General features: G+C 61.3%; 16 protein-coding genes and 1 tRNA gene. 7 read left to right on the top strand and 10 right to left on the bottom strand.

Translation table 11 applies throughout. From position 1 onward, the window contains the following. Nucleotides 1-2,202, bottom strand: a complete 2,202-nt coding sequence (locus M2360_RS10425; protein ID WP_280775053.1) for a Wzz/FepE/Etk N-terminal domain-containing protein — start codon at nt 2,200-2,202, stop codon at nt 1-3. A 272-nt stretch (nt 2,203-2,474) separates the two neighbouring features. On the opposite strand from M2360_RS10425, the gene M2360_RS10430 reads away from it, so the two are divergent. The 5 genes from M2360_RS10430 to M2360_RS10450 all read left to right on the top strand — a co-directional run bounded on the left by M2360_RS10430 (nt 2,475) and on the right by M2360_RS10450 (nt 8,213). Continuing rightward, nucleotides 2,475-3,014 (top strand): polysaccharide biosynthesis/export family protein, encoded by a 540-nt coding sequence (locus tag M2360_RS10430; protein ID WP_280775237.1) that lies wholly within the window; start codon nt 2,475-2,477, stop codon nt 3,012-3,014. Between the two features lie 11 nt (nt 3,015-3,025). Further along, nucleotides 3,026-4,165, top strand: coding sequence for a glycosyltransferase family 4 protein (locus M2360_RS10435; RefSeq protein ID WP_280775054.1), 1,140 nt, complete (start codon nt 3,026-3,028; stop codon nt 4,163-4,165). 114 nt (nt 4,166-4,279) lie between these two features. Beyond that, nucleotides 4,280-5,821 carry an undecaprenyl-phosphate glucose phosphotransferase gene (locus tag M2360_RS10440; protein WP_280775056.1) on the top strand — a complete coding sequence of 514 codons (1,542 nt, stop codon included), beginning with the start codon at nt 4,280-4,282 and terminating at the stop codon, nt 5,819-5,821. Continuing rightward, a complete protein-coding gene (locus M2360_RS10445) occupies nt 5,818-7,071 on the top strand; it encodes an O-antigen ligase family protein (RefSeq protein ID WP_280775057.1) in 1,254 nt (417 codons plus the stop codon). The genes M2360_RS10440 and M2360_RS10445 overlap by 4 nt, the downstream gene beginning before the upstream one ends. Beyond that, on the top strand, nt 7,068-8,213 hold the full coding sequence (locus M2360_RS10450) for a glycosyltransferase family 4 protein (protein ID WP_280775059.1): 1,146 nt from the start codon (nt 7,068-7,070) through the stop codon (nt 8,211-8,213). Before M2360_RS10445 ends, M2360_RS10450 begins: the two co-directional genes overlap by 4 nt. 379 nt (nt 8,214-8,592) lie before the next feature. Here M2360_RS10450 and M2360_RS10455 read toward each other — a convergent pair. Then, nucleotides 8,593-8,666 (bottom strand) — tRNA-Pro (locus tag M2360_RS10455). Between the two features lie 333 nt (nt 8,667-8,999). Between M2360_RS10455 and M2360_RS10460 the strand changes: the two genes are divergently transcribed. After that, nucleotides 9,000-10,577 (top strand): ATP-binding protein, encoded by a 1,578-nt coding sequence (locus M2360_RS10460; RefSeq protein WP_280775061.1) that lies wholly within the window; start codon nt 9,000-9,002, stop codon nt 10,575-10,577. Here M2360_RS10460 and M2360_RS10465 read toward each other — a convergent pair. From M2360_RS10465 to M2360_RS10495, 7 genes are all read right to left on the bottom strand, one after another. Continuing rightward, complete coding sequence (locus M2360_RS10465) at nt 10,571-10,762, bottom strand: hypothetical protein (protein ID WP_280775063.1); 192 nt, start codon at nt 10,760-10,762, stop codon at nt 10,571-10,573. The genes M2360_RS10460 and M2360_RS10465 overlap by 7 nt on opposite strands. A 167-nt stretch (nt 10,763-10,929) precedes the next feature. Beyond that, nucleotides 10,930-11,514: a MerR family transcriptional regulator gene (locus tag M2360_RS10470; protein ID WP_280775065.1), complete on the bottom strand. Its 585-nt coding sequence runs from the start codon at nt 11,512-11,514 to the stop codon at nt 10,930-10,932. 66 nt (nt 11,515-11,580) lie between these two features. Then, the gene (locus tag M2360_RS10475) at nt 11,581-11,934 is read right to left on the bottom strand and encodes an integration host factor subunit alpha (protein ID WP_280775067.1); all 354 of its coding nucleotides are present in this window, start codon (nt 11,932-11,934) and stop codon (nt 11,581-11,583) included. Nucleotides 11,935-12,043: 109 nt separating this feature from the next. Continuing rightward, complete coding sequence (locus tag M2360_RS10480) at nt 12,044-13,015, bottom strand: beta-ketoacyl-ACP synthase III (RefSeq protein ID WP_280775069.1); 972 nt, start codon at nt 13,013-13,015, stop codon at nt 12,044-12,046. Nucleotides 13,016-13,017: 2 nt separating this feature from the next. Continuing rightward, nucleotides 13,018-14,082 carry a phosphate acyltransferase PlsX gene (plsX, locus tag M2360_RS10485; RefSeq protein ID WP_280775071.1) on the bottom strand — a complete coding sequence of 355 codons (1,065 nt, stop codon included), beginning with the start codon at nt 14,080-14,082 and terminating at the stop codon, nt 13,018-13,020. Nucleotides 14,083-14,197: 115 nt separating this feature from the next. Continuing rightward, nucleotides 14,198-14,755 (bottom strand): DUF177 domain-containing protein, encoded by a 558-nt coding sequence (locus tag M2360_RS10490; protein ID WP_280775073.1) that lies wholly within the window; start codon nt 14,753-14,755, stop codon nt 14,198-14,200. Next, nucleotides 14,755-15,303, bottom strand: a complete 549-nt coding sequence (locus tag M2360_RS10495; protein WP_280775075.1) for a ubiquinol-cytochrome C chaperone family protein — start codon at nt 15,301-15,303, stop codon at nt 14,755-14,757. Before M2360_RS10495 ends, M2360_RS10490 begins: the two co-directional genes overlap by 1 nt. Before the next feature lie 193 nt (nt 15,304-15,496). On the opposite strand from M2360_RS10495, the gene M2360_RS10500 reads away from it, so the two are divergent. Beyond that, complete coding sequence (locus tag M2360_RS10500; RefSeq protein ID WP_280775076.1) at nt 15,497-16,015, top strand: outer membrane protein assembly factor BamE; 519 nt, start codon at nt 15,497-15,499, stop codon at nt 16,013-16,015. A gap of 74 nt (nt 16,016-16,089) precedes the next feature. Here the strand turns inward: M2360_RS10500 and M2360_RS10505 are convergent, their stop codons facing one another. Then, nucleotides 16,090-18,222, bottom strand: a complete 2,133-nt coding sequence (locus M2360_RS10505; RefSeq protein ID WP_280775077.1) for a sodium-translocating pyrophosphatase — start codon at nt 18,220-18,222, stop codon at nt 16,090-16,092. Between the last annotated feature and the right edge of the window lie 109 nt (nt 18,223-18,331).

Genomic DNA, 18,331 nt, shown 5'->3' on the forward strand with positions numbered 1-18,331 from the left:
TCAGGCGGCGCGGCGGCGTTTTTCCACCGAAGCAGGACGGGACGACGACAGCATCAGCATGACATCTTCGAAACCGGCGTCCAGGAAAGCGGTCGCCGTCGCCTCGATCTCGACCGGCTCGACATCGACGCCGGAGAGAATGATGTCGATGTCGCCCGCCCGCGCGATCCGGCTCACGGCGCGGGGATCGGCTGCGCCGCATTCGACGATGACGCAGTCATAGGCCCGGGCAAGCCCGCCCAGCACCAGCGCGATCCGCTCGACGCCGCGCATAGCCCGTCGGGGATCGGCATCGCCCTGCGGCACAATATGCGCCTCGCTGTCGACATCTGCATGGATGATTTCGCTATAGGCGGCCTCTCCCAACAGGAGATTGGTGACGCCCGGCAGCGAACGCTGCTCGGCCATCAATTGGGTTGGGATCGCCGAACCTGTCATGTCGACCAGCACCACGCGCGCGCCCTTTTCCGCCATCAGACGCGCCAGGCCGACAACGGAAGCAGAGCCTTCGTCACCGGATAGAGACACCGAGGCAACCAAGGCAATACCGGCGCTGATCAGATGTTCGGCCACCGCCTCGCGCGAGAATTCGTCGTCAACGGGCGGCGCCGCAACCTCATTGGCCGCCACGTCTTCGTCTTCTTGCTCCACCTCGTCCTCGTCTTCGAAGGAGAGAAGGCTTTTCGCGGGCGCGGGCTTTGAGACGATGCGCTGCGGTTCGGAAAGAGCGACGGTTTTCACCGTCTCGGCCTGGGGAGCAGGCGTCAGATCCTCGTCGTCTTCGATGTCGGTCTCGTAACGCACAGGCCGGATGGCCCGCCCGGAGAACAGCTCCGTCAGCAGCACGAACACCGAACTGAGCATGAAGCCCGCAAGCGCGGTGACGATGACGATCGGCAAGGTTTTCGGGAAATAGGGCTCGGTCGGCATCGGCGCGCGCGAGATGATGCGGGCGTCGGCCGGCGTTGCGTTCATGTCCTTTTCGCTCATCGCTTCGCGATAGCGGGCGAGATAGGTTTCCAGCAATTGACGCTGGGCGCTGGCCTCGCGCTCAAGCGCGTTCAGCCCGACCCGCTTCTCCTGCGAGGTGGCGGTATCGGCCTTGACCTCGCCGAGTTGCTTTAAAAGTTGCTGCTCGCGCAGTTTCGCGACCCTGGCCTCGCTTTCGAGGCTTGCGAGGATCTTGCGGGTTTCAGACTGGATCTGTTGGCGAATCCCCGTGAGCTGCGAGCGCAGCCCCTTGAGACGCGGATGGCCATCCAGCAACTGCGTCGACAGGTCGGCAATCTGGCCTTCGATGCCCGACTGGGTCTCCTTGAGGCGCTGGATCATCTGCGAGCCGACGACTTCGCCGAGCGAGTCGGCGCCGCGACCCGATGTCAACGCGGTGCGCACCGTCTCGGCGCGGGCCTCTGCATTGGCGCGTTCGCCGCGCACCCGGGCGAGTTCCTGGGAAATGTCGTTGAGCTGCTGTTCGGAGAAGGTCGATTGCTGACCGGTCTGGAACAGATCGGACTGCGACCGGTATTGGGCGGCCTTGGCTTCCGCCTCGCGCACCTTCTCGCGCAGATTGGCGATTTCAGGCTCCAGCCATTTCGCCGTCTCGTTGGTCGAATCGAGCTTGGCGCCAGACTGCAGCGAGAGATAAACATCGGCGATGGCGTTGGGAATGGCGTTGGCCAGCGCCGGGTCCTTGGACGAAAACTGGATGGCGATAACGCGCGATTTGTCGACCTGATAGACCTGCAGCTTCTTGGCGAACTCGCCCAGCACCCGTTCGTCGGGCGGGGCGTCGAGCGGATTTTTCATCAGGCCCAGCATCACGAAGAAGCGGGTGGCGATCGAGGGATCGGCGCTGGGGTCGAATTCCGGCCGTTCATAGAGCTTGAAGTCGCGGGCGATCGTTTTGATGAGATCGGTGGATTGCAGGAGCGCCACCTGGGAGGCGACGCCCGCCTCGTCGAGAACGCTGCCGACCGCAGCCGCGTCGCTCGGACGGCGCGCCAGTTCCGGAGACCGCTCCTCGATCAGCACCTGCGCCTCGCTCTGATATTTGGGCGACACCAGGCTGGCGCCGGCAAAACCGAGCGCGCCAAGGCAGACGGTGGACGCGAGCACGAGCATGCGCCGGCGCCATATCGCGCCGAACAGACCCGCGAGATCAATATCCGCGTCTTCTCCATTTTTCCAAGCGCCGGACATGCTTCACCCCACAAACAAAATATAGGCTGAAACCTAAACAAACACGGTAAGCAAACCCTTAACGGAACCGGCCTGATGGGTCCGGTTCAAAAAAACGTGAGAACAACCAGCAGCTTTACCATTCATTAACCCTACCAGAGGGATAACGAAGCTCACGGTAAGGAAGACCATTGTCTCTTGCCTGCGCATTCAACCCGCCGGCCAAACCGGCGTCACATCGGAGCCCGTCGACCATGCCTGCCGTCCTGACCTGGCGCAGACTGCCGATCGCCATGCTGCTGGCCGCCGCCGCGTTTACGACGTCGTGCACGTCTTACAGACCGGCGCCGAAATCCTTCAATGAAGCCACGATTCAGCCCTACCGGATCGATAGCGGCGATCGGCTGCGCGTCACCGTGTTCGATCAGCGCGACCTGACCAACACCTATTCGGTGGACCAGGCCGGCTACATCTCCTTCCCGCTGGTCGGCTCGGTGCCGGCGCGCGGACGGACGCTGCAGGAACTCGAGGGCCAGTTGGCCGCCAAGCTCCGTCAGGGTTTCCTGCGCAATCCCGATGTCTCCATCGAGGTCGACCGCTACCGTTCGATCTTCGTGATGGGCGAAGTGGGCCAACCAGGCCAGTTTTCCTATGTGCCGGGCATGACGGTGCAGAACGCCATCGCCGTTGCGGGCGGTTTCTCGCCGCGCGCCAACCAGGCCAATGCTGACATCACCCGCAAGATCAATGGCGAGGTCCATACGGGCCGTGTGTCCATTTCGGACCCGGTGATGGCTGGAGATACGATTTACGTCCGCGAACGTCTGTTCTAGGTTCGCGCCCGATGGAGGACCGACCGCTCAGGATCTTGCACTGCTTTCGCTCGCCGATCGGCGGGATCTTCCGGCATGTGCGCGATCTGGCCAAGGAGCAGGCGGCAGCAGGCTGCGAGGTCGGCGTCATCTGCGACAGTTCCACAGGCGGGGAACACGAGGAGAAGCTGTTTCAATCCATCATGCCGCATCTCGCGCTGGGTTTGACCCGCATGCCGATCGACCGTTCGATCTCGCCGCGCGACATTCCGGCGTTCTGGAGGAGCTTTAAACAAATCAGGAGCTTGCGGCCGGATATATTGCATGGACATGGCGCCAAGGGCGGCGCGATGGCCAGGCTTGCCGGCACAGCCTTGCGGGTGAACAGGTATCGCGTATCCCGCCTCTATTCGCCGCATGGCGGCAGCATGCACTTCGATCCGGCCCGTCTGTCGGGTTGGCTGGTGTTTCGCCTGGAGCGCATCCAGGAATGGGCCACCGACGCCATCGTCTTCGTCTGCGAATTCGAACGTGACGCCTATACGTCGAAGGTCGGCGCGCCGACGGTCAGAAGCGAGGTCGTCTACAATGGCGTCGGCGAGAGCGATTTCGCGCCGAGCCAGCCCAATGACGACGCTGCGGATTTTCTCTATGTCGGCATGTTGCGCGACCTCAAGGGACCAGACGTGTTCATCGACGCCTTCGCCCGCGCCGAACGGTTGCTGCGCCGCCCCTTGTCGGCGATGATGATCGGCGACGGCCCGCAACGCGACGACTATCTCGAGATGATGACCGTGCGCGGGCTCGGCCAGCGCATTCGCATGGCGCCGGCAATGAATATCCGCGAAGCCTTCGCGCTCGGAAAAACCGTCGTCGTTCCCTCCCGCGCCGAAGCCATGCCTTACATCGTTCTCGAAACGCTCGCCGCGCGAAAGCCGCTGATCGCCAGCGATGTCGGCGGGATCGCCGAAGTACTGGGGCGCGATAGCAAGGCGCTGGCGGAGCCTGGCAATCCGCAGGCGCTGGCCGAGATCATGGCCGAAAGCCTATCGGATCCGGATTGGGCAAATCACAACATGCCAAAGCCCGAACATTTCCATGAAGTGTTTTCATCTCAAACCATGGCTTCGAAAATCACCAGTCTCTACAAGGAGTTGGCGGCTAACGTTTAACTGGCGAGTCGTTAACCATGTCTCGATACGATACGGTCGCCCAACGCTGCGTAAGCGTTTCTTAGGGGCTTGTCCCTATGCTCTGGCGAACCCGAAGCATGACCGAGACTCGCCATGAACCAGCCTGAAAAGCAATCGGAAATCGATATCGACGCCCTGAGACGACAAGTTTCGGAAGGCTCTATCGACGCCGCGCGCCCTGGCGAGGCCAAGCCCGAACTCAATGACTTCGCCAAGCGTGTCGCCGCCCAATATCGCGACGACAGATACTCCCCCGCCATTATGCGCGGCATGTTCCGGCTTTTGGATTTCCTGATGCTCGCGCTGGCGGGCGGCATCGCCAATTTCGGTCTGCGCGATGGCGAGGCGGCGCTGGCGCAATCGGGGATGACTTTCCTCGCCGCCGGCTTCGCCGTTCTCTCGATGCAGGCCTTCGACTGCTACCTGATCCAGAATCTGCGCACGCCGCGCCGTATGGCCTGGCGCAACGCCACGGGCTGGCTGATCGGCTTTACAGCCACGCTGGGTATCGACGAACTCGTGATCGGCGGCATCGGTCTGGCTACGATCGCGCTCTGGTTCGGGCTCGGCCTGGTCTATCTCGCGGCGCAACGCTTTTCGCTGGCCATCCTGCTGCGCCACTGGCTGCGCAACGGCATTCTCGAACGCCGCGCCGTCATCGTCTGTGGCGGAAAGCCTGCCCAGGACCTCATCCGTTCACTGGAAAGCCAACCGGACAACGACATCCGCATTCTCGGCATTTTCGACGACCGTCTCGATCACCGTTCGCCGGAATTGATCGCCGGTTATCCCAAACTCGGCACGGTGGCGGAACTGGTGGAATTCACCCGTCTTGCCCGCGTCGACATGCTGATCATTTCGCTGCCGCTGACGGCGGAGCAGCGTATCCTGCAATTGCTGCGCAAGCTCTGGATCCTGCCGGTTGATATTCGCATCGCCGCCCATTCCAGCAAGCTGCGCTTCCGTCCTCGCGCCTATTCCCATATCGGCCGCATGGCGATGCTCGACGTGTTCGACAAGCCGATCCGCGACTGGGACTCGGTCGCCAAGCGGGCCTTCGACCTGGCCTTCGCCACCTTGGCTATCGTATGTCTCTGGCCGGTGATGCTCGGCGCGGCGATCGCGGTCAAGGCGACATCGAAGGGTCCGGTGTTCTTCAAGCAGAAGCGTCACGGCTTCAACAATGAGATCATCGACGTCTTCAAGTTCCGTTCCATGTATACTGACATGGGCGACCAGAGCGCCACCAGGGCGGTCACCAAGGGCGATCCGCGCGTGACCCCTGTTGGTCGCTTCCTGCGCAAATCCTCGATCGACGAGTTGCCGCAATTGTTCAACGTCATCAGGGGCGACCTGTCTCTCGTAGGTCCCCGTCCGCACGCTGTGGCGGCCCGCACCCATGACCGCATCTACAACCAGATCGTCGAGGGCTATTTCGGCCGTCACCGCGTCAAGCCCGGCGTGACCGGCTGGGCGCAGATCAATGGCTGGCGCGGCGAAATCGACAGCGACGAAAAGATCAAGTTCCGCACCGCCTATGATCTCTATTATATCGAGAACTGGTCGCTGCTGCTCGATCTCAAGATCCTGTTCCTGACGCCCTTCAGGCTGCTCAACACGGAAAACGCCTATTGACCGCCCTCGCCGCCCATCCCGACACATTCCGCCCCGGCCGCGCCACAGCGCGGCTGATCGGTTCGGGCATGGTTGCGGTGGGCGTCTTCCTCTCAGGGTTCGTCATCAACGAACCGGCGCCCTATGAAGTGTTCATGGCCGGCCTTATCGGCCTCTGGTTCATCCTCGGGCTGAAGATCTCGCGCACCACCGGCGTGCTGCTGATCTTCATGCTGCTCTATATGGTCGGCGGCATGCTGTCGCTGACGCAGATGTCGAAGGGCGTGGTCGACGGCGCCGTCTATCTCGCCGTCACCTTCTTTCTCGCGCTGAGCTCGGTGTTCTTCTGCGCCATCATCGAGGACGACCATCGACGGCTGACATTGATCTTTGACGCCTGGACGGCGGCGGCGGTGATCACCGCGCTGCTCGGCATACTCGGCTATTTCAACGCCTTCCCGGGCTCGCATGTGTTCACGCTCTATGATCGCGCCAAAGGCGCGTTTCAGGATCCGAACGTGTTCGGCCCCTATCTGGTCTGCCCGGCGCTTTATCTGATCCACGGCATTCTGACCGGCAAGATCAAGCATCTGCCCATTCGGGCGGGGTCCCTCGCGATCCTCACTTTCGGCGTGTTCCTGTCTTTCTCTCGCGCCGCCTGGGCGATGTTCCTGTTCTCCGCCATGATGATGGTGGCGATCATGTTCATCAAGGAACGCTCCGGCGCGTTCCGCCTGAAGGTGCTGATCATCGTGCTCGCCGGCGCCGCGCTCGGCGTGGTCGCCATCATCGTAGCGCTGCAGATCCCGCAGATTTCCGACCTGCTGACGCAGCGCACCAAGCTGGTGCAGGATTACGACGGCGAACGGCTCGGCCGCTTCGCCCGCCACCAGCTCGGCTTTCTCTCGGCCATGAGCCAGCCGCTCGGCATCGGCCCGATGGTGTTCTCCACCATTTACCCGGAAGATGAACACAATATCTGGCTGAAATCGCTCACCACCTATGGCTGGCTCGGTCTCCTCACTTATCTCGGTCTCGTCTGGTCTTCGATCTGGTTCGGCTTCAAATACATGTTCCGCAACAGGCCCTGGCAGCCGTTCCTGGTCGCCGCCTGGATCGTGCTCTGCGCCCATGAACTGATCGGCAATGTCATCGACACCGACCATTGGCGGCATCATTTCATGCTGTTCGGCATCGTCTGGGGCTGCGCGGCGCTGGAACACCGGCATCAGAAACAGTTGGCGCGCCGCGCCGTCGGACAGTCGCAATGACCAACGCAAGGCTACTCCACATTCTGCAGGTGATAGAGCCGAGCGGCGGCGGCTCCGGCCGGCATTTCAACGATCTCTGCGGCGCGCTTTCCGCGCGCGGCCATGCTGTCACGGCAATCTATTCACCGATGCGCGCCGAAGAACGCTTCGTCGACGAATTGAATAGCCTCGGCCTCGCCGGCGTGCATGCGGTGTCGATGACGCGAAGCCCCGCGCCGTCCGACATCAAATCCTGGAGAAAGATCCGGAACATCATCTCGGCGCACGGTCCCTTCGACATCATTCACGGTCATTCGTCCAAGGCCGGCGCGCTCACCCGCCTCAGGGCGCCGGGCGCGCATGTCCCGCGCGTCTACACCCCGCACGCCTTCCGCACCATGGACCCCACGCTCGGCGCCAAGGGGCGACAGATCTTCGGCGGCATCGAAAGCCTGTTCGGGCGGTTCTTTACCGATGCGCTGATCTGCGTGTCGGAGGACGAGTTGGTCCATGCCCATCGCGATCTCCACATTCCAGAAGAGATTTTGCATCTGGTCGTGAACGGCGCGAGCGCCCCGCCGAGCGGACGGCGCATCGAAATCCGCGCCCGGTATGGCTTGCACCCGGATGCATTGGTGCTCGGCTTTGTCGGCCGGTTGTGCGAACAGAAGGCTCCGGAACGTTTGGTCCGCGCCTTCGGGCGCATCTCCACACAAATTCCGGACGCGCATCTCCTGATGATCGGCTCGGGGCCGCTGGAGGGTATGGTCCGGGCGGAGATCGCCCAGAGCGGCGCCGCCGACCGTATTCGACTGGTTTCCGACATCTCCGGGCCCGAGGCGATGCAGGCCTTCGATCTCATGGTCATGCCAAGCCGCTATGAGGCGATGTCCTATGTGATGCTCGAGGCCGAAGCCTTCGGCCTGCCGATGGTGCTCACCCGCGTGGGCGGCGCAACGACTGTGGTCGACGACGGCGAGAACGGCCTGCTGATCGCCAATGAAGACGATCCCGCCGCATTGGCGAACGCCCTTGCCGAGGCCATCGCGCCTGACAGTTTGACACGCCTGCGGATCGCCGCCGCCAACCGCCGAGAGCGGCATTCGCTCACGCGCATGGCCGATGAGACGGAAGCCGTCTATCGCAGCCTCGTGCGGCGCTGAGGTGCATCGGATAGTCGCGCGCCGCCGATCCGCGCGCCCCATGTCGAGACGCCGAAGCCGGCGAAAATAATTATGAATTAATCAATTCCCTGCACTCCCCGCAAGGCCGGGGAACCTCGGCTCGCGTTTCCGGTTCTTCAGCCTTGCTGAGGGAGGCGAGTATGGGGTCTGGATTTGTGGAATGGTGTCTTGTGGCGGGAATGATCGCCGGATGGTTGCTCAGCTTCGCATCGGGTTGCGGTCTTATTTCATAGCCATGCGACACAACGAAGCGCGCTGATGACGCTGTGCGACGCGCGAATATCAACATGTCACCACGAACGTGTCCGCACACAGAGGCGACTACACCAATATAGAGCTGGAATTTTAGAAGAAAACGTCGGAGTGGCGGGATTCGAACCCACGACCCCTTGACCCCCAGTCAAGTGCGCTACCAGGCTGCGCTACACTCCGTACGACGTTTTCAAACTGTTCTCAGAACAGTTTCAGGACTTTGCGCAACCCGTTCCAACGGAGACCGTTGGACTTGCGCTCGACGCGCCGCGTTGCGTTCAGACCTCGCCCTAAGGCTTGGGTTCGTTAGACTTTCCCCGTGGAAGAAGCAAGCGTAAAATGTTCCGAGCCCTCGCTTTTCCGTGCACAAACATCATGCCCGACCGGTTTTCCACCCCCTCCGCCGTTCGGCGCACCGCGTTGGGCGCTTGCATTGCAAACTGGCAAAACATCTTTAAGGTGCCGCAAGAATGGTCAGGCGGCAATGGCAGGCTTGGCGGGGATAGACGCGCGATGATGGACGGTTCAAAGTGGCGGACGCTGCCAGCGTCGCTCGCGGCGCTGCGGTGGGGCAGTCTGCTGTTGCCGATTGTCGTCGGCGTGATCTGGGCGATTTTCAGTTTTGGCGCCAGCGAGCGGCAGGCGATTTCCACGGCCCGCTCAAATGCTCATCTGATTCACCAGTTCGTGGATCGTCTGGCGCAGACGCATACACTTGTTCATCAGGCGGTCCGCGAGCGCGCTCGCGGCGAAGACTTGGCATTTTTACGCTCCCAGCCTTTTCATCTCTTCCTTGACGGAATGGAGCAGTCGCAGAAGAATAGCCTCGGCCTGTTGATCGTCGGCTTCGACGGCGAATTGATCGCCTCAAGCCGCTCCTATCCCATCAAGGTGAAGTTCGGACGAAGGGACTACATAGAGGCGATCCGGAACGGCCAACAGATCTTCGTCGACCGGGTTATGCTCAATCAGGGCAAATCCGACGCGATCATTTTCGCGCAGCCATTTTCCGCCAGGGATTTTGCCGGCGTAATCGTGTCGGCCGTCGCCGTCGACGCTTTGCGGAACTATCTGCAGACCATAGCGGAAGATGGCGGCAACGCCGCATCGGTGATGCGGTTCGACGGCAAATTGCTGGTGAGGAACTTCGTCGCGCCCCCTTCTTTTTTGCCGCCGGACGCGGGCGCGATGGTTGCGCTGAAGTCTGGCGAGGAAATCATCCGCACCGTCGCCAAGACCGATGGCGTCGAAAGAATCTATGCGATGGCGCTGTTGCCTGATCTGTCGCTGGTGGTCAATTTCGGGGTCACCGCAGCGTCGATCACATCTGGTTGGGTGGCGCATGTCGCACCCATCCTCGGAGCAATTCTGGCTTTGGGCGCTATCGGCTTCGTGCTGGTCGGCAAAGTGCGCAGCGACCTCGCAGCGCACAGTTCTCGGCGTGAGGCGGAGGAATCACAGCGACGGCGTGAAGAGGCCGAAAAGCTCGCCGTGGAACGAGAGAGACTGATGCAGGAGCTCAATCACCGCGTCAAAAACAATCTGGCGCTGGTAGAGGCGATGATCGGCATGCAGATGCGCCGGCAAACCGCCATCGATGGCGCCGAATTACGCGCGCGCGTCCATGCGATTTCGGAGGTGCACGAGCTTCTCTACCGCGCCGGCGGCGATTCGCAGGTGGATCTCGCCAACCTCATCGACCATATCTGTCATAGCCCCGCGATCATCCCTGAAGAACGCAATGTCGTGGTTAGATTTTCCCATGATGGACCGATCCCTCTCAAGGCGGATCGCGCGACGCCATTGGCGCTCATCGTCACAGAGCTTCTCACCAATTCGGTCAAGCATGCCTTCACGGACGGAAACGATGGCAAAATCGACATCCGCCTGGAAAAGGCGGCAGGCGATATAAGGCTGTCGGTTCAGGACAACGGCGTGGGCTTGCCTGAGACGACGGAACGGAGTTCTGGCCTGACGATGGTGCGCGCCTTTGCGCAACAGATCGGCGGCAATCTTGAGATCCTGCGCGAAGAGCGGCGGGGAGCCCATTTCATCATCCACTTTTCGGACGACGAGGGATCGCCTCAGTAGTAGATCGGCGACACCGGCACATTGTCGTCTTTTTCAGGAACCGACAGACGATCGAGTACTTTCACCCAAAAAGTGCGGCCGCCGCCAGATGGCGCGGAAGGCTCGGGCATGGCGTAGACAGGACCCGATGCCGGCCAGCAATCCCGTTCGAGAAGCGGCGAGCGGATGGACGCGCTGACATGCATGGAAACCTCCTTGGCTATGGCTCATAAACGCAGCGCCAGCCGTGAGGTTCCCAGAGCGTGTCGCGATCTCTCAGATCCGCCCCTTACGCTTTATCGCATTTGATCGCATGTTATCGTCCCAAACCCGGCTCCGAGTTCTGGGCGACATGCTTTAGATTGTTGACGAATTATCGCACCTGATCGAGCAGGCGTTTGCATTCCAGGAGATCGAACAGCGCTTCCTGTAGGAGCGCCCTGTCTTCCTTGCTCATCGCGCCGCCGCCGCCGCTGAACGAGGGCTCGTCGTCTCCGCCGCTGATCAGTCCGAAGAAGCGACGGTTCACAGGCGGCTTGGGTCGCCCGACAAGTTGATCGTCATCAGACAGGATGCCCTTCGGCAGCGCATGAGACATGGATGGGGCGGTCGGCATGGGCACGGGCGGCGGCGCGTCCTCCGGCTCGTCACGGCTCTGCGCGGCAAGCGCTTCCATTGTCGCGAGATCGCCAGACGCGGCGGCCGCGACGAATCGGTTGCCATTGGTCTTGAGCAGCTTCTGAACGCCTTTGATCGTATAGCCGTGATCATAAAGCAGGTGGCGGATGCCTTTCAGAAGTTCGACATCATCAGGCCGATAATAACGCCGCCCGCCGCCACGCTTGAGCGGCTTGATCTGCGGAAATCGCGTTTCCCAGAAACGGAGCACATGCTGCGGCAGATCGAGGTCTTCGGCGACTTCGCTGATGGTGCGAAACGCGTCCGGACTTTTTTCCATGTTTCAAAAAACTCCGCTGTCGCCGCAGGCTTTCGCCATGTCCCCAAGATCGGCTCCGGGCCGGGGTCAGACTTTCGGCTCGGCCGCCTTGACCTCTGAGGGCTTGGCCTTGGCCTTGCGCGCCAGATGGCTCTTGAGGATGCGGTTCTTCAGCACGTTGGAGGCCTTGAAGGTCATCACGCGGCGGGGAGAAATCGGAACTTCTTCGCCTGTTTTGGGGTTTCGACCGATCCGTTCGTTCTTGCTGCGCACCTGGAAGGTTGCGAAGGAGGACAGCTTGACGCTTTCCCCGCGCACGATGGCGTTGCAGATCTCGTCGATGACGGTCTCGACCAGTTGCGCGGATTCAGTCCTCGACAACCCAACCTTGCGAAAGACTGATTCCGCCAGATCCGCTCTCGTCACAGTCTTGCCGCTCATGATCCCCCGCCTGATCTGTCGAACTATGTGAAAATTCTAGCGAAGACTATTGTTGTTGTCGGGCGGGGTCAAGCGTCCGAGGAAGCCAGAAAGATGGATTTTCCTTGCTTTACCAGCGCAGTAGCACCGAGCCCCAGGTAAATCCGCCACCCATGGCTTCCAGAAGGACCAGATCGCCCTTCTTGATGCGGCCATCGCTTGCCGCTACGGCAAGCGCAAGCGGAATCGACGCCGCCGATGTATTGCCATGCTGGTCCACCGTCACGACCACTTTTTCCATGGGAATGCCGAGCTTTTTAGCGGAACCCTCGATGATGCGGACATTGGCCTGATGCGGCACCAGCCAATCGATCGCTTCAAGCGGAAGCTTCACGGCCTCGAAGGCGTCGACGATCACATCGGTAATCATGCCGACCGCGTGCTTGAAAACCTCACGGCCCTCCATGCGCAAATGGCCGACCGTCCCCGTCGAGGACGGGCCTCCGTCGACATAGAGCTTGTCCTTATGTGAACCGTCCGAGCGCAGATGCGCGGTCAGGACGCCGCGATCATCGCTCGTCCCCTCGCCTTCGCCAGCTTCGAGCACCAGCGCGCCGGCGCCATCGCCGAACAGAACGCAGGTGGTGCGGTCGTTCCAATCGAGGATCCGGGAAAAAGTTTCGGCGCCGATCACCAATGCCCGCCTGGCCAACCCGCAACGGATATAGGCGTCGGCCGTGGTGACGGCATAAACGAAGCCTGTGCAAACAGCCTGCATGTCGAAGGCGGCGCCATGCTTCATGCCAAGGCGATTCTGGATGTTTACTGCGGTGGCCGGGAATGTATTGTCAGGCGTCGAGGTCGCGACGATGATCAGGTCGATATCGTCGGGCGTCAGCCCGGCATTGTCGAGCGCGGCGCGCGCTGCGGATTCCCCGAGAGATGCGGAGGTTTCGTCTTCGCCGGCGATGTAACGCTGCCGGATACCGGTTCGCTGAACGATCCATTCGTCGGTGGTGTCCACCATGGATTCCATTTCGCGATTGGTCACGACGCGTTTCGGCAAGGCGGAGCCGAACCCGCGCACAATCGATCGGATCATTTTTACAGCATCCCGTTGACGTTTTCGTCCTGCGGGTCCGAGGGCGGGACCCGTAAGGTATGATATTTCCTCAAGTCCGCGTCGATTTTTTGCAGCAGACCGTTGCGGACCATGTCATATCCGACCTTGATGGCCGCCGCATAGCCCTCGCCATCGGTTCCGCCATGACTTTTTATAACAATCCCATTCAATCCGAGAAACACGCCGCCATTGACTTTGCGCGGATCCATTTTTTCGCGGAGAATGTCAAACGCGCTTTTGGCGAGCAGATAACCGATCTTGGCCATTAGGCTGCGCTTGATCGCCGCCTTCAGGAAATCAGAAATCTGCCGGGCCGTGCCCTCGGCGGCCTTCAAGGCGATATTGCCGGTGAAGCCTTCGGTGACCACCACATCCACGGTGCCGCGACCGATATCGTCGCCTTCGACGAAGCCGTGATAGTCGATCGTGTCGAGATTGGCCTCGCGCAGCAGCCGTCCGGCTTCCTTCACCTCTTCCTGGCCCTTGATCTCCTCGACCCCGACATTGAGAAGGCCGACCGTGGGCCTGCGGACCTCGAACAGCGCCCGCGCCATCGCGCCGCCCATCAGCGAAAAATCCAGCAATTGCTGGCTATCGGCCCCGATCGTCGCGCCGATGTCGAGCACGATGCTCTCGCCGCGCGTTGTCGGCCAGATGCCCGCGATCGCCGGACGCTCGACATTGGCCATGGTGCGCAGGCAAAATTTCGACATCGCCATCAGCGCGCCGGTATTGCCGGCCGATACCGCGACATCGGCTTCATCGAGCTTCACCGCCTCGATGGCGCGCCACATCGACGACGCATAGCGTCCGCGGCGCAGGGCCTGGCTGGGTTTTTCATCCATGCGGATCGCCACATCGCAGTGGTGGAAGACGATGCGGTCCTTGAGCTTCGGATATTTCGCCAGGATCGGCTGGCAGACATCCTCTTGGCCATAGATGATGAATTGGATGTCAGGCTGACGAAGGAGAGCGATCGCTACGCCTTCAAGACTGACTTCAGGGCCAAAATCGCCCCCCATGGCGTCGATGGAAATTCTGATCACGTCGTTTCTGATCCCTGTTAGCCCAAGACCCTGGGCCTCGGCCATTGCGGCCAAAATAATGCTTTCGGCCTCACATACAACCCCTTTGGCAATTCCGCCGGGCGTGCGCTGGCGCCTATTTGTCGAGCTTCATGGATTTGAGCGCCGCGAAAGGCGACGGTCTCTTGTCGTCGGCGGCGGTGGATTCGACATGACCGGAAAATTCGACGCCCGACTTGCGTGGATAGGGATCCAATCCCATCGCGGCGAGTTCCGCCACCAGCATGCCGACATCGATCGTATCGCCGACAAATGTTTCCGGCAGGTCAGGGCCGTCCGGGTCGACAATCAACTCGCCTTCGTCATTGGCGGGAATCCGGGCAAGCGCAGAGCCTTCCGGCACGAAAATCTGATCGATCTCTTCGAAGATCTCGCTCTCGACCGGCTCCAGCGTCACCACGCAGGCCTGCGTGACCCGGCCGCGCAATTCGCCGAACACCTTGACGCCGTCCTTCTTCCAGCGGCGAAGCTTGACGTCGGCGCTCAGCGCATCGACCGACAAAGTCTGCCAAAAGCTCGCGAGCGCCTTGAGTTCGCGCGCATCGGCTTCGACATGCACTTCGATCGGATTGTGCGACACATGCCCGACCTTCACTCGATAGGAAAAGGGCGCGTCCGTTGTTGGTTTGCTCATCATGCGTCTCCTGCGGCGACCGACGGGACTTTCGCCTCGCCGCGCATCCATGTCTCGGCGGGGGCGGCTTTCCAGGCGTGCTCGGCGGCGATCATATAATCGGCGAGCCAGCGCATGGAAAGCGCCGGATCGGTGGATTCAGGGTGTAAATTCCGTTTGAGGGCCGCCTCCAGCGCCTCCGCGTCATCGCCGCCCAGCGCAGCGCCATAGGAATCGAGCCGGCCGTAGAACATCTGAGCGAGCTTCTTGAGCCGCTTCGGCACACCGTGATCGCCGACGCCCAATTCCCGAATCGAGTGATCGAGATCTTCGAAAAAAGCGTCCGCCACATATTGGGCGATGTCCTTGGCCTTGCCGCCAATCTCGGCGGTGCGGCGAAAATACAGAATCAACAGCAGGGAAATCACTTCAAACCGGCCGATCACCGTATCTGGCGCATTGCCATCCAGATAGAAGACCGGGCGGCGGCCGGCGTCGGTCAGCAAGGCGTATTGCCGCAACGCCGCGTCGCGCTCTGGGTTATTTTTCCGAAACAGGCTGAAGATCATCAATTTGCCCTGATTTGGCCTTGTGAAATCGGATGCGAGGGACAAGCGCCTTGTTGCATCCTGCCGAAAGCTGGTTTACCGAAGCAGGCATGAAAAGCAATGGCGTTGGCTTATGTGGCGACTGGATCTGCGTTTTGCCAGATGTCGGAGCCGAACGTCGCGAATGCCCGCCCTCGGGTCATGAGCTTGGGAGATGTCGTTGAAAATGCAAATTCAGCAAGGCCGGGCGGGGAAAGCAGCGAGCGTGGTCCTTGCGGTGTTGATGACGACCGTGGCGCTTTCGGGCTGCCAGACCAGCGAAATCATCAAGAACGGCTATGTCGTCGACGAACAGACGCTGGCACTCACCCCGGTCGGATCGAGTCGCGAGCAGGTATTGTTGTCGCTCGGCACGCCCTCGGCGACCGCGACCTTCGACACGGAAGTGTTCTACTATATCTCGCAGGAACGCACCCGCGCAGCCGCCTTCATGAAGCCGAAGCTGATCAACCAGTCGATCATGGCCGTTTATTTCGACAAGGACGGCGTCGTTTCCCGCATCGCCCATTACAAGCTGCAGGACGGCCGCGTCTTCGACATGATCTCGCGCACCACGCCGACCGGCGGCACCGAAATGACCTTCCTGATGCGCCTGCTTCGCGGCGGCATCAATCCGGGTCAGCAGGTCCAGCAGATGCTGGGCGGCACGAACACTCAGGGCAACCCTTACTAAGGCGTCGTCCAGACTTCGAAATGACAGAAGCCGCGCTGGGTTTGCGCGGCTTCTTCTTTTTCAGGCGGATGCTGTCAGGCCATAACGGCCAGCAGCAGGAGCGCGACGATGTTGGTGATCTTGATGGCCGGATTGACGGCGGGGCCGGCGGTGTCCTTGTAGGGATCGCCGACGGTGTCGCCTGTCACAGACGCCTTATGGGCGTCGGAGCCTTTGAGGTGGCGCACGCCGTCCTTGTCGACGAAACCGTCCTCAAAACTCTTCTTGGCGTTATCCCAGGCGCCGCCGCCCGAAGTCATGGAAATCGCCACGAACAGGCCATTGACGATGACGCCCAAGAGCGAGGCGCCGAGCGCTGCGAAAGCCGAAGCCTTGGAGCCCGAGATCAAGAGCACGCCGAAATACACAACCAGCGGCGCAAGCACCGGCAGAAGCGACGGCACGATCATTTCGCGAATGGCGGCGCGGGTGAGGATGTCCACGGCGCGACCGTAATCAGGCTTTTCCCGCCCTTCCATGATCCCCGGCTTTTCGCGGAACTGACGACGCACTTCCTCGACGATGGAGCCGGCTGCGCGGCCCACCGCCGTCATGGCGATGCCGCCGAACAGATAGGGGATCAGGCCGCCGAAAATGAGGCCCGCCACGACGTAAGGATTGGAAAGATCAAACGAGATCTGCCCAACATCGGCGAAATAGGGATACTGCGCCGAATTGGCCACGAAATATTGCAAGTCGTTGGAATAGGCCGCAAACAGCACCAGCGCGCCGAGACCGGCCGAACCGATCGCGTAGCCTTTGGTGACCGCCTTGGTGGTGTTGCCGACCGCATCCAGCGCATCGGTGACCTTGCGAACGTCAGGCGGCAGATGCGCCATTTCGGCGATGCCGCCGGCATTGTCGGTGACGGGTCCGAAAGCGTCGAGCGCCACGATCATGCCGGCAAGTCCCAGCATGGCGGTCACCGCGATGCCGGTGCCGAACAAGCCGCCGAGCTGATAGGTGGCGATGATTCCGCCGACGATGACGATTGCCGGAAGCGCGGTGGATTCCAGCGACACGGCGAGACCCTGGATAACATTGGTGCCGTGGCCGGTGACCGAGGCCTGGGCGATAGAGTTGACCGGACGCTTGTTGGTGCCGGTATAATATTCGGTGATCACCACGATGAGCGCAGTGACCACAAGGCCCACCAGGGCGCAGAGGAACAGGCTTGATCCGCTGATCATCGCGCCTTCCTTGCCGAAATCGCCCCAACCGACAGTCAGGGACGTGGCGGCCGCGATCGCTGCGACCGACAGGAGGCCGGTGGCGATCAGGCCTTTATACAGCGCGCCCATGATATTGTTGCTCGGGCCGAGCTTGACGAAGAAGGTGCCGGCGATCGAGGTGAGGATCGAACCGGCGCAGATCGCCAACGGGTACATCATCGCGCTGTCGAGCGACGGCGTTCCGGCGAAGAAGATCGCCGCAAGCACCATGGTCGCCACCACGGTGACGGCATAGGTTTCGAACAGATCTGCCGCCATGCCGGCGCAATCGCCGACATTGTCGCCGACATTGTCGGCAATGGTGGCGGGATTGCGCGGATCATCCTCGGGAATGCCTGCTTCCACCTTGCCGACCAGGTCGCCGCCGACATCGGCGCCCTTGGTGAAGATGCCGCCGCCGAGACGGGCGAAGATCGAGATCAGCGAGGCGCCGAAGCCGAGTGACACCAGCGCGTCGATCACTTCGCGGCTGCCGCCTTCATGGCCGAGCACATCAGTCAGAATGAAGAAATAGACCGCCACGCCGAGCAGCGCGAGACCGGCAACCAAGAGGCCGGTGATCGCGCCCGACTTGAAGGCGATATCAAGGGCGGCCGCAAGACTGCGCGAGGCCGCCTGCGCCGTGCGCACATTGGCGCGCACCGACACATGCATGCCGATGAAACCCGCAGCGCCCGAGAGAACCGCGCCGATGAGAAAGCCGAAGGCCGCAGCGGCCGACAGCAGGAAAAAGGCCAGAATGAAAACGGCGACGCCGACAATGGCGATTGTGGTGTATTGGCGCGTCAGATAGGCCTGCGCGCCTTCACGAATATAACCTGCGATTTCTTGCATGCGAGCGTTGCCTTGATCGGCCGCGAGGACCGTCTGCGTCGCCCAGATCGCATAGGCTACGGACAGAAGTCCGCAAACTATGACGCCAAACATGATGCTCATTCCCAGTTTCCTCCACAGTGACGGCGGAAGGGATATCCGCCGGCCAGGAAACGGGATCGACTACTCCCCTCGTCGTCCCCGCTCCTTTCGACCGGGGGAGAGTGCGGTT

The organism is Rhizobium sp. SG_E_25_P2, assembly GCF_029892285.1.
Taxonomy (GTDB): Bacteria; Pseudomonadota; Alphaproteobacteria; order Rhizobiales; family Rhizobiaceae; genus Rhizobium_E.

Bases quoted from the DNA above. Each gene is read 5' to 3' on its own strand.
- M2360_RS10425 (WP_280775053.1), bottom strand. From the start codon at position 2,202: ATGTCCGGCGCTTGGAAAAATGGAGAAGACGCGGATATTGATCTCGCG.
- M2360_RS10430 (WP_280775237.1), top strand. From the start codon at position 2,475: ATGCTGCTGGCCGCCGCCGCGTTTACGACGTCGTGCACGTCTTACAGA.
- M2360_RS10435 (WP_280775054.1), top strand. From the start codon at position 3,026: ATGGAGGACCGACCGCTCAGGATCTTGCACTGCTTTCGCTCGCCGATC.
- M2360_RS10440 (WP_280775056.1), top strand. From the start codon at position 4,280: ATGAACCAGCCTGAAAAGCAATCGGAAATCGATATCGACGCCCTGAGA.
- M2360_RS10450 (WP_280775059.1), top strand. From the start codon at position 7,068: ATGACCAACGCAAGGCTACTCCACATTCTGCAGGTGATAGAGCCGAGC.
- M2360_RS10460 (WP_280775061.1), top strand. From the start codon at position 9,000: ATGATGGACGGTTCAAAGTGGCGGACGCTGCCAGCGTCGCTCGCGGCG.
- M2360_RS10465 (WP_280775063.1), bottom strand. From the start codon at position 10,762: ATGCATGTCAGCGCGTCCATCCGCTCGCCGCTTCTCGAACGGGATTGC.
- M2360_RS10470 (WP_280775065.1), bottom strand. From the start codon at position 11,514: ATGGAAAAAAGTCCGGACGCGTTTCGCACCATCAGCGAAGTCGCCGAA.
- M2360_RS10475 (WP_280775067.1), bottom strand. From the start codon at position 11,934: ATGAGCGGCAAGACTGTGACGAGAGCGGATCTGGCGGAATCAGTCTTT.
- M2360_RS10480 (WP_280775069.1), bottom strand. From the start codon at position 13,015: ATGATCCGATCGATTGTGCGCGGGTTCGGCTCCGCCTTGCCGAAACGC.
- M2360_RS10490 (WP_280775073.1), bottom strand. From the start codon at position 14,755: ATGAGCAAACCAACAACGGACGCGCCCTTTTCCTATCGAGTGAAGGTC.
- M2360_RS10495 (WP_280775075.1), bottom strand. From the start codon at position 15,303: ATGATCTTCAGCCTGTTTCGGAAAAATAACCCAGAGCGCGACGCGGCG.
- M2360_RS10500 (WP_280775076.1), top strand. From the start codon at position 15,497: ATGTCGTTGAAAATGCAAATTCAGCAAGGCCGGGCGGGGAAAGCAGCG.
- M2360_RS10505 (WP_280775077.1), bottom strand. From the start codon at position 18,222: ATGAGCATCATGTTTGGCGTCATAGTTTGCGGACTTCTGTCCGTAGCC.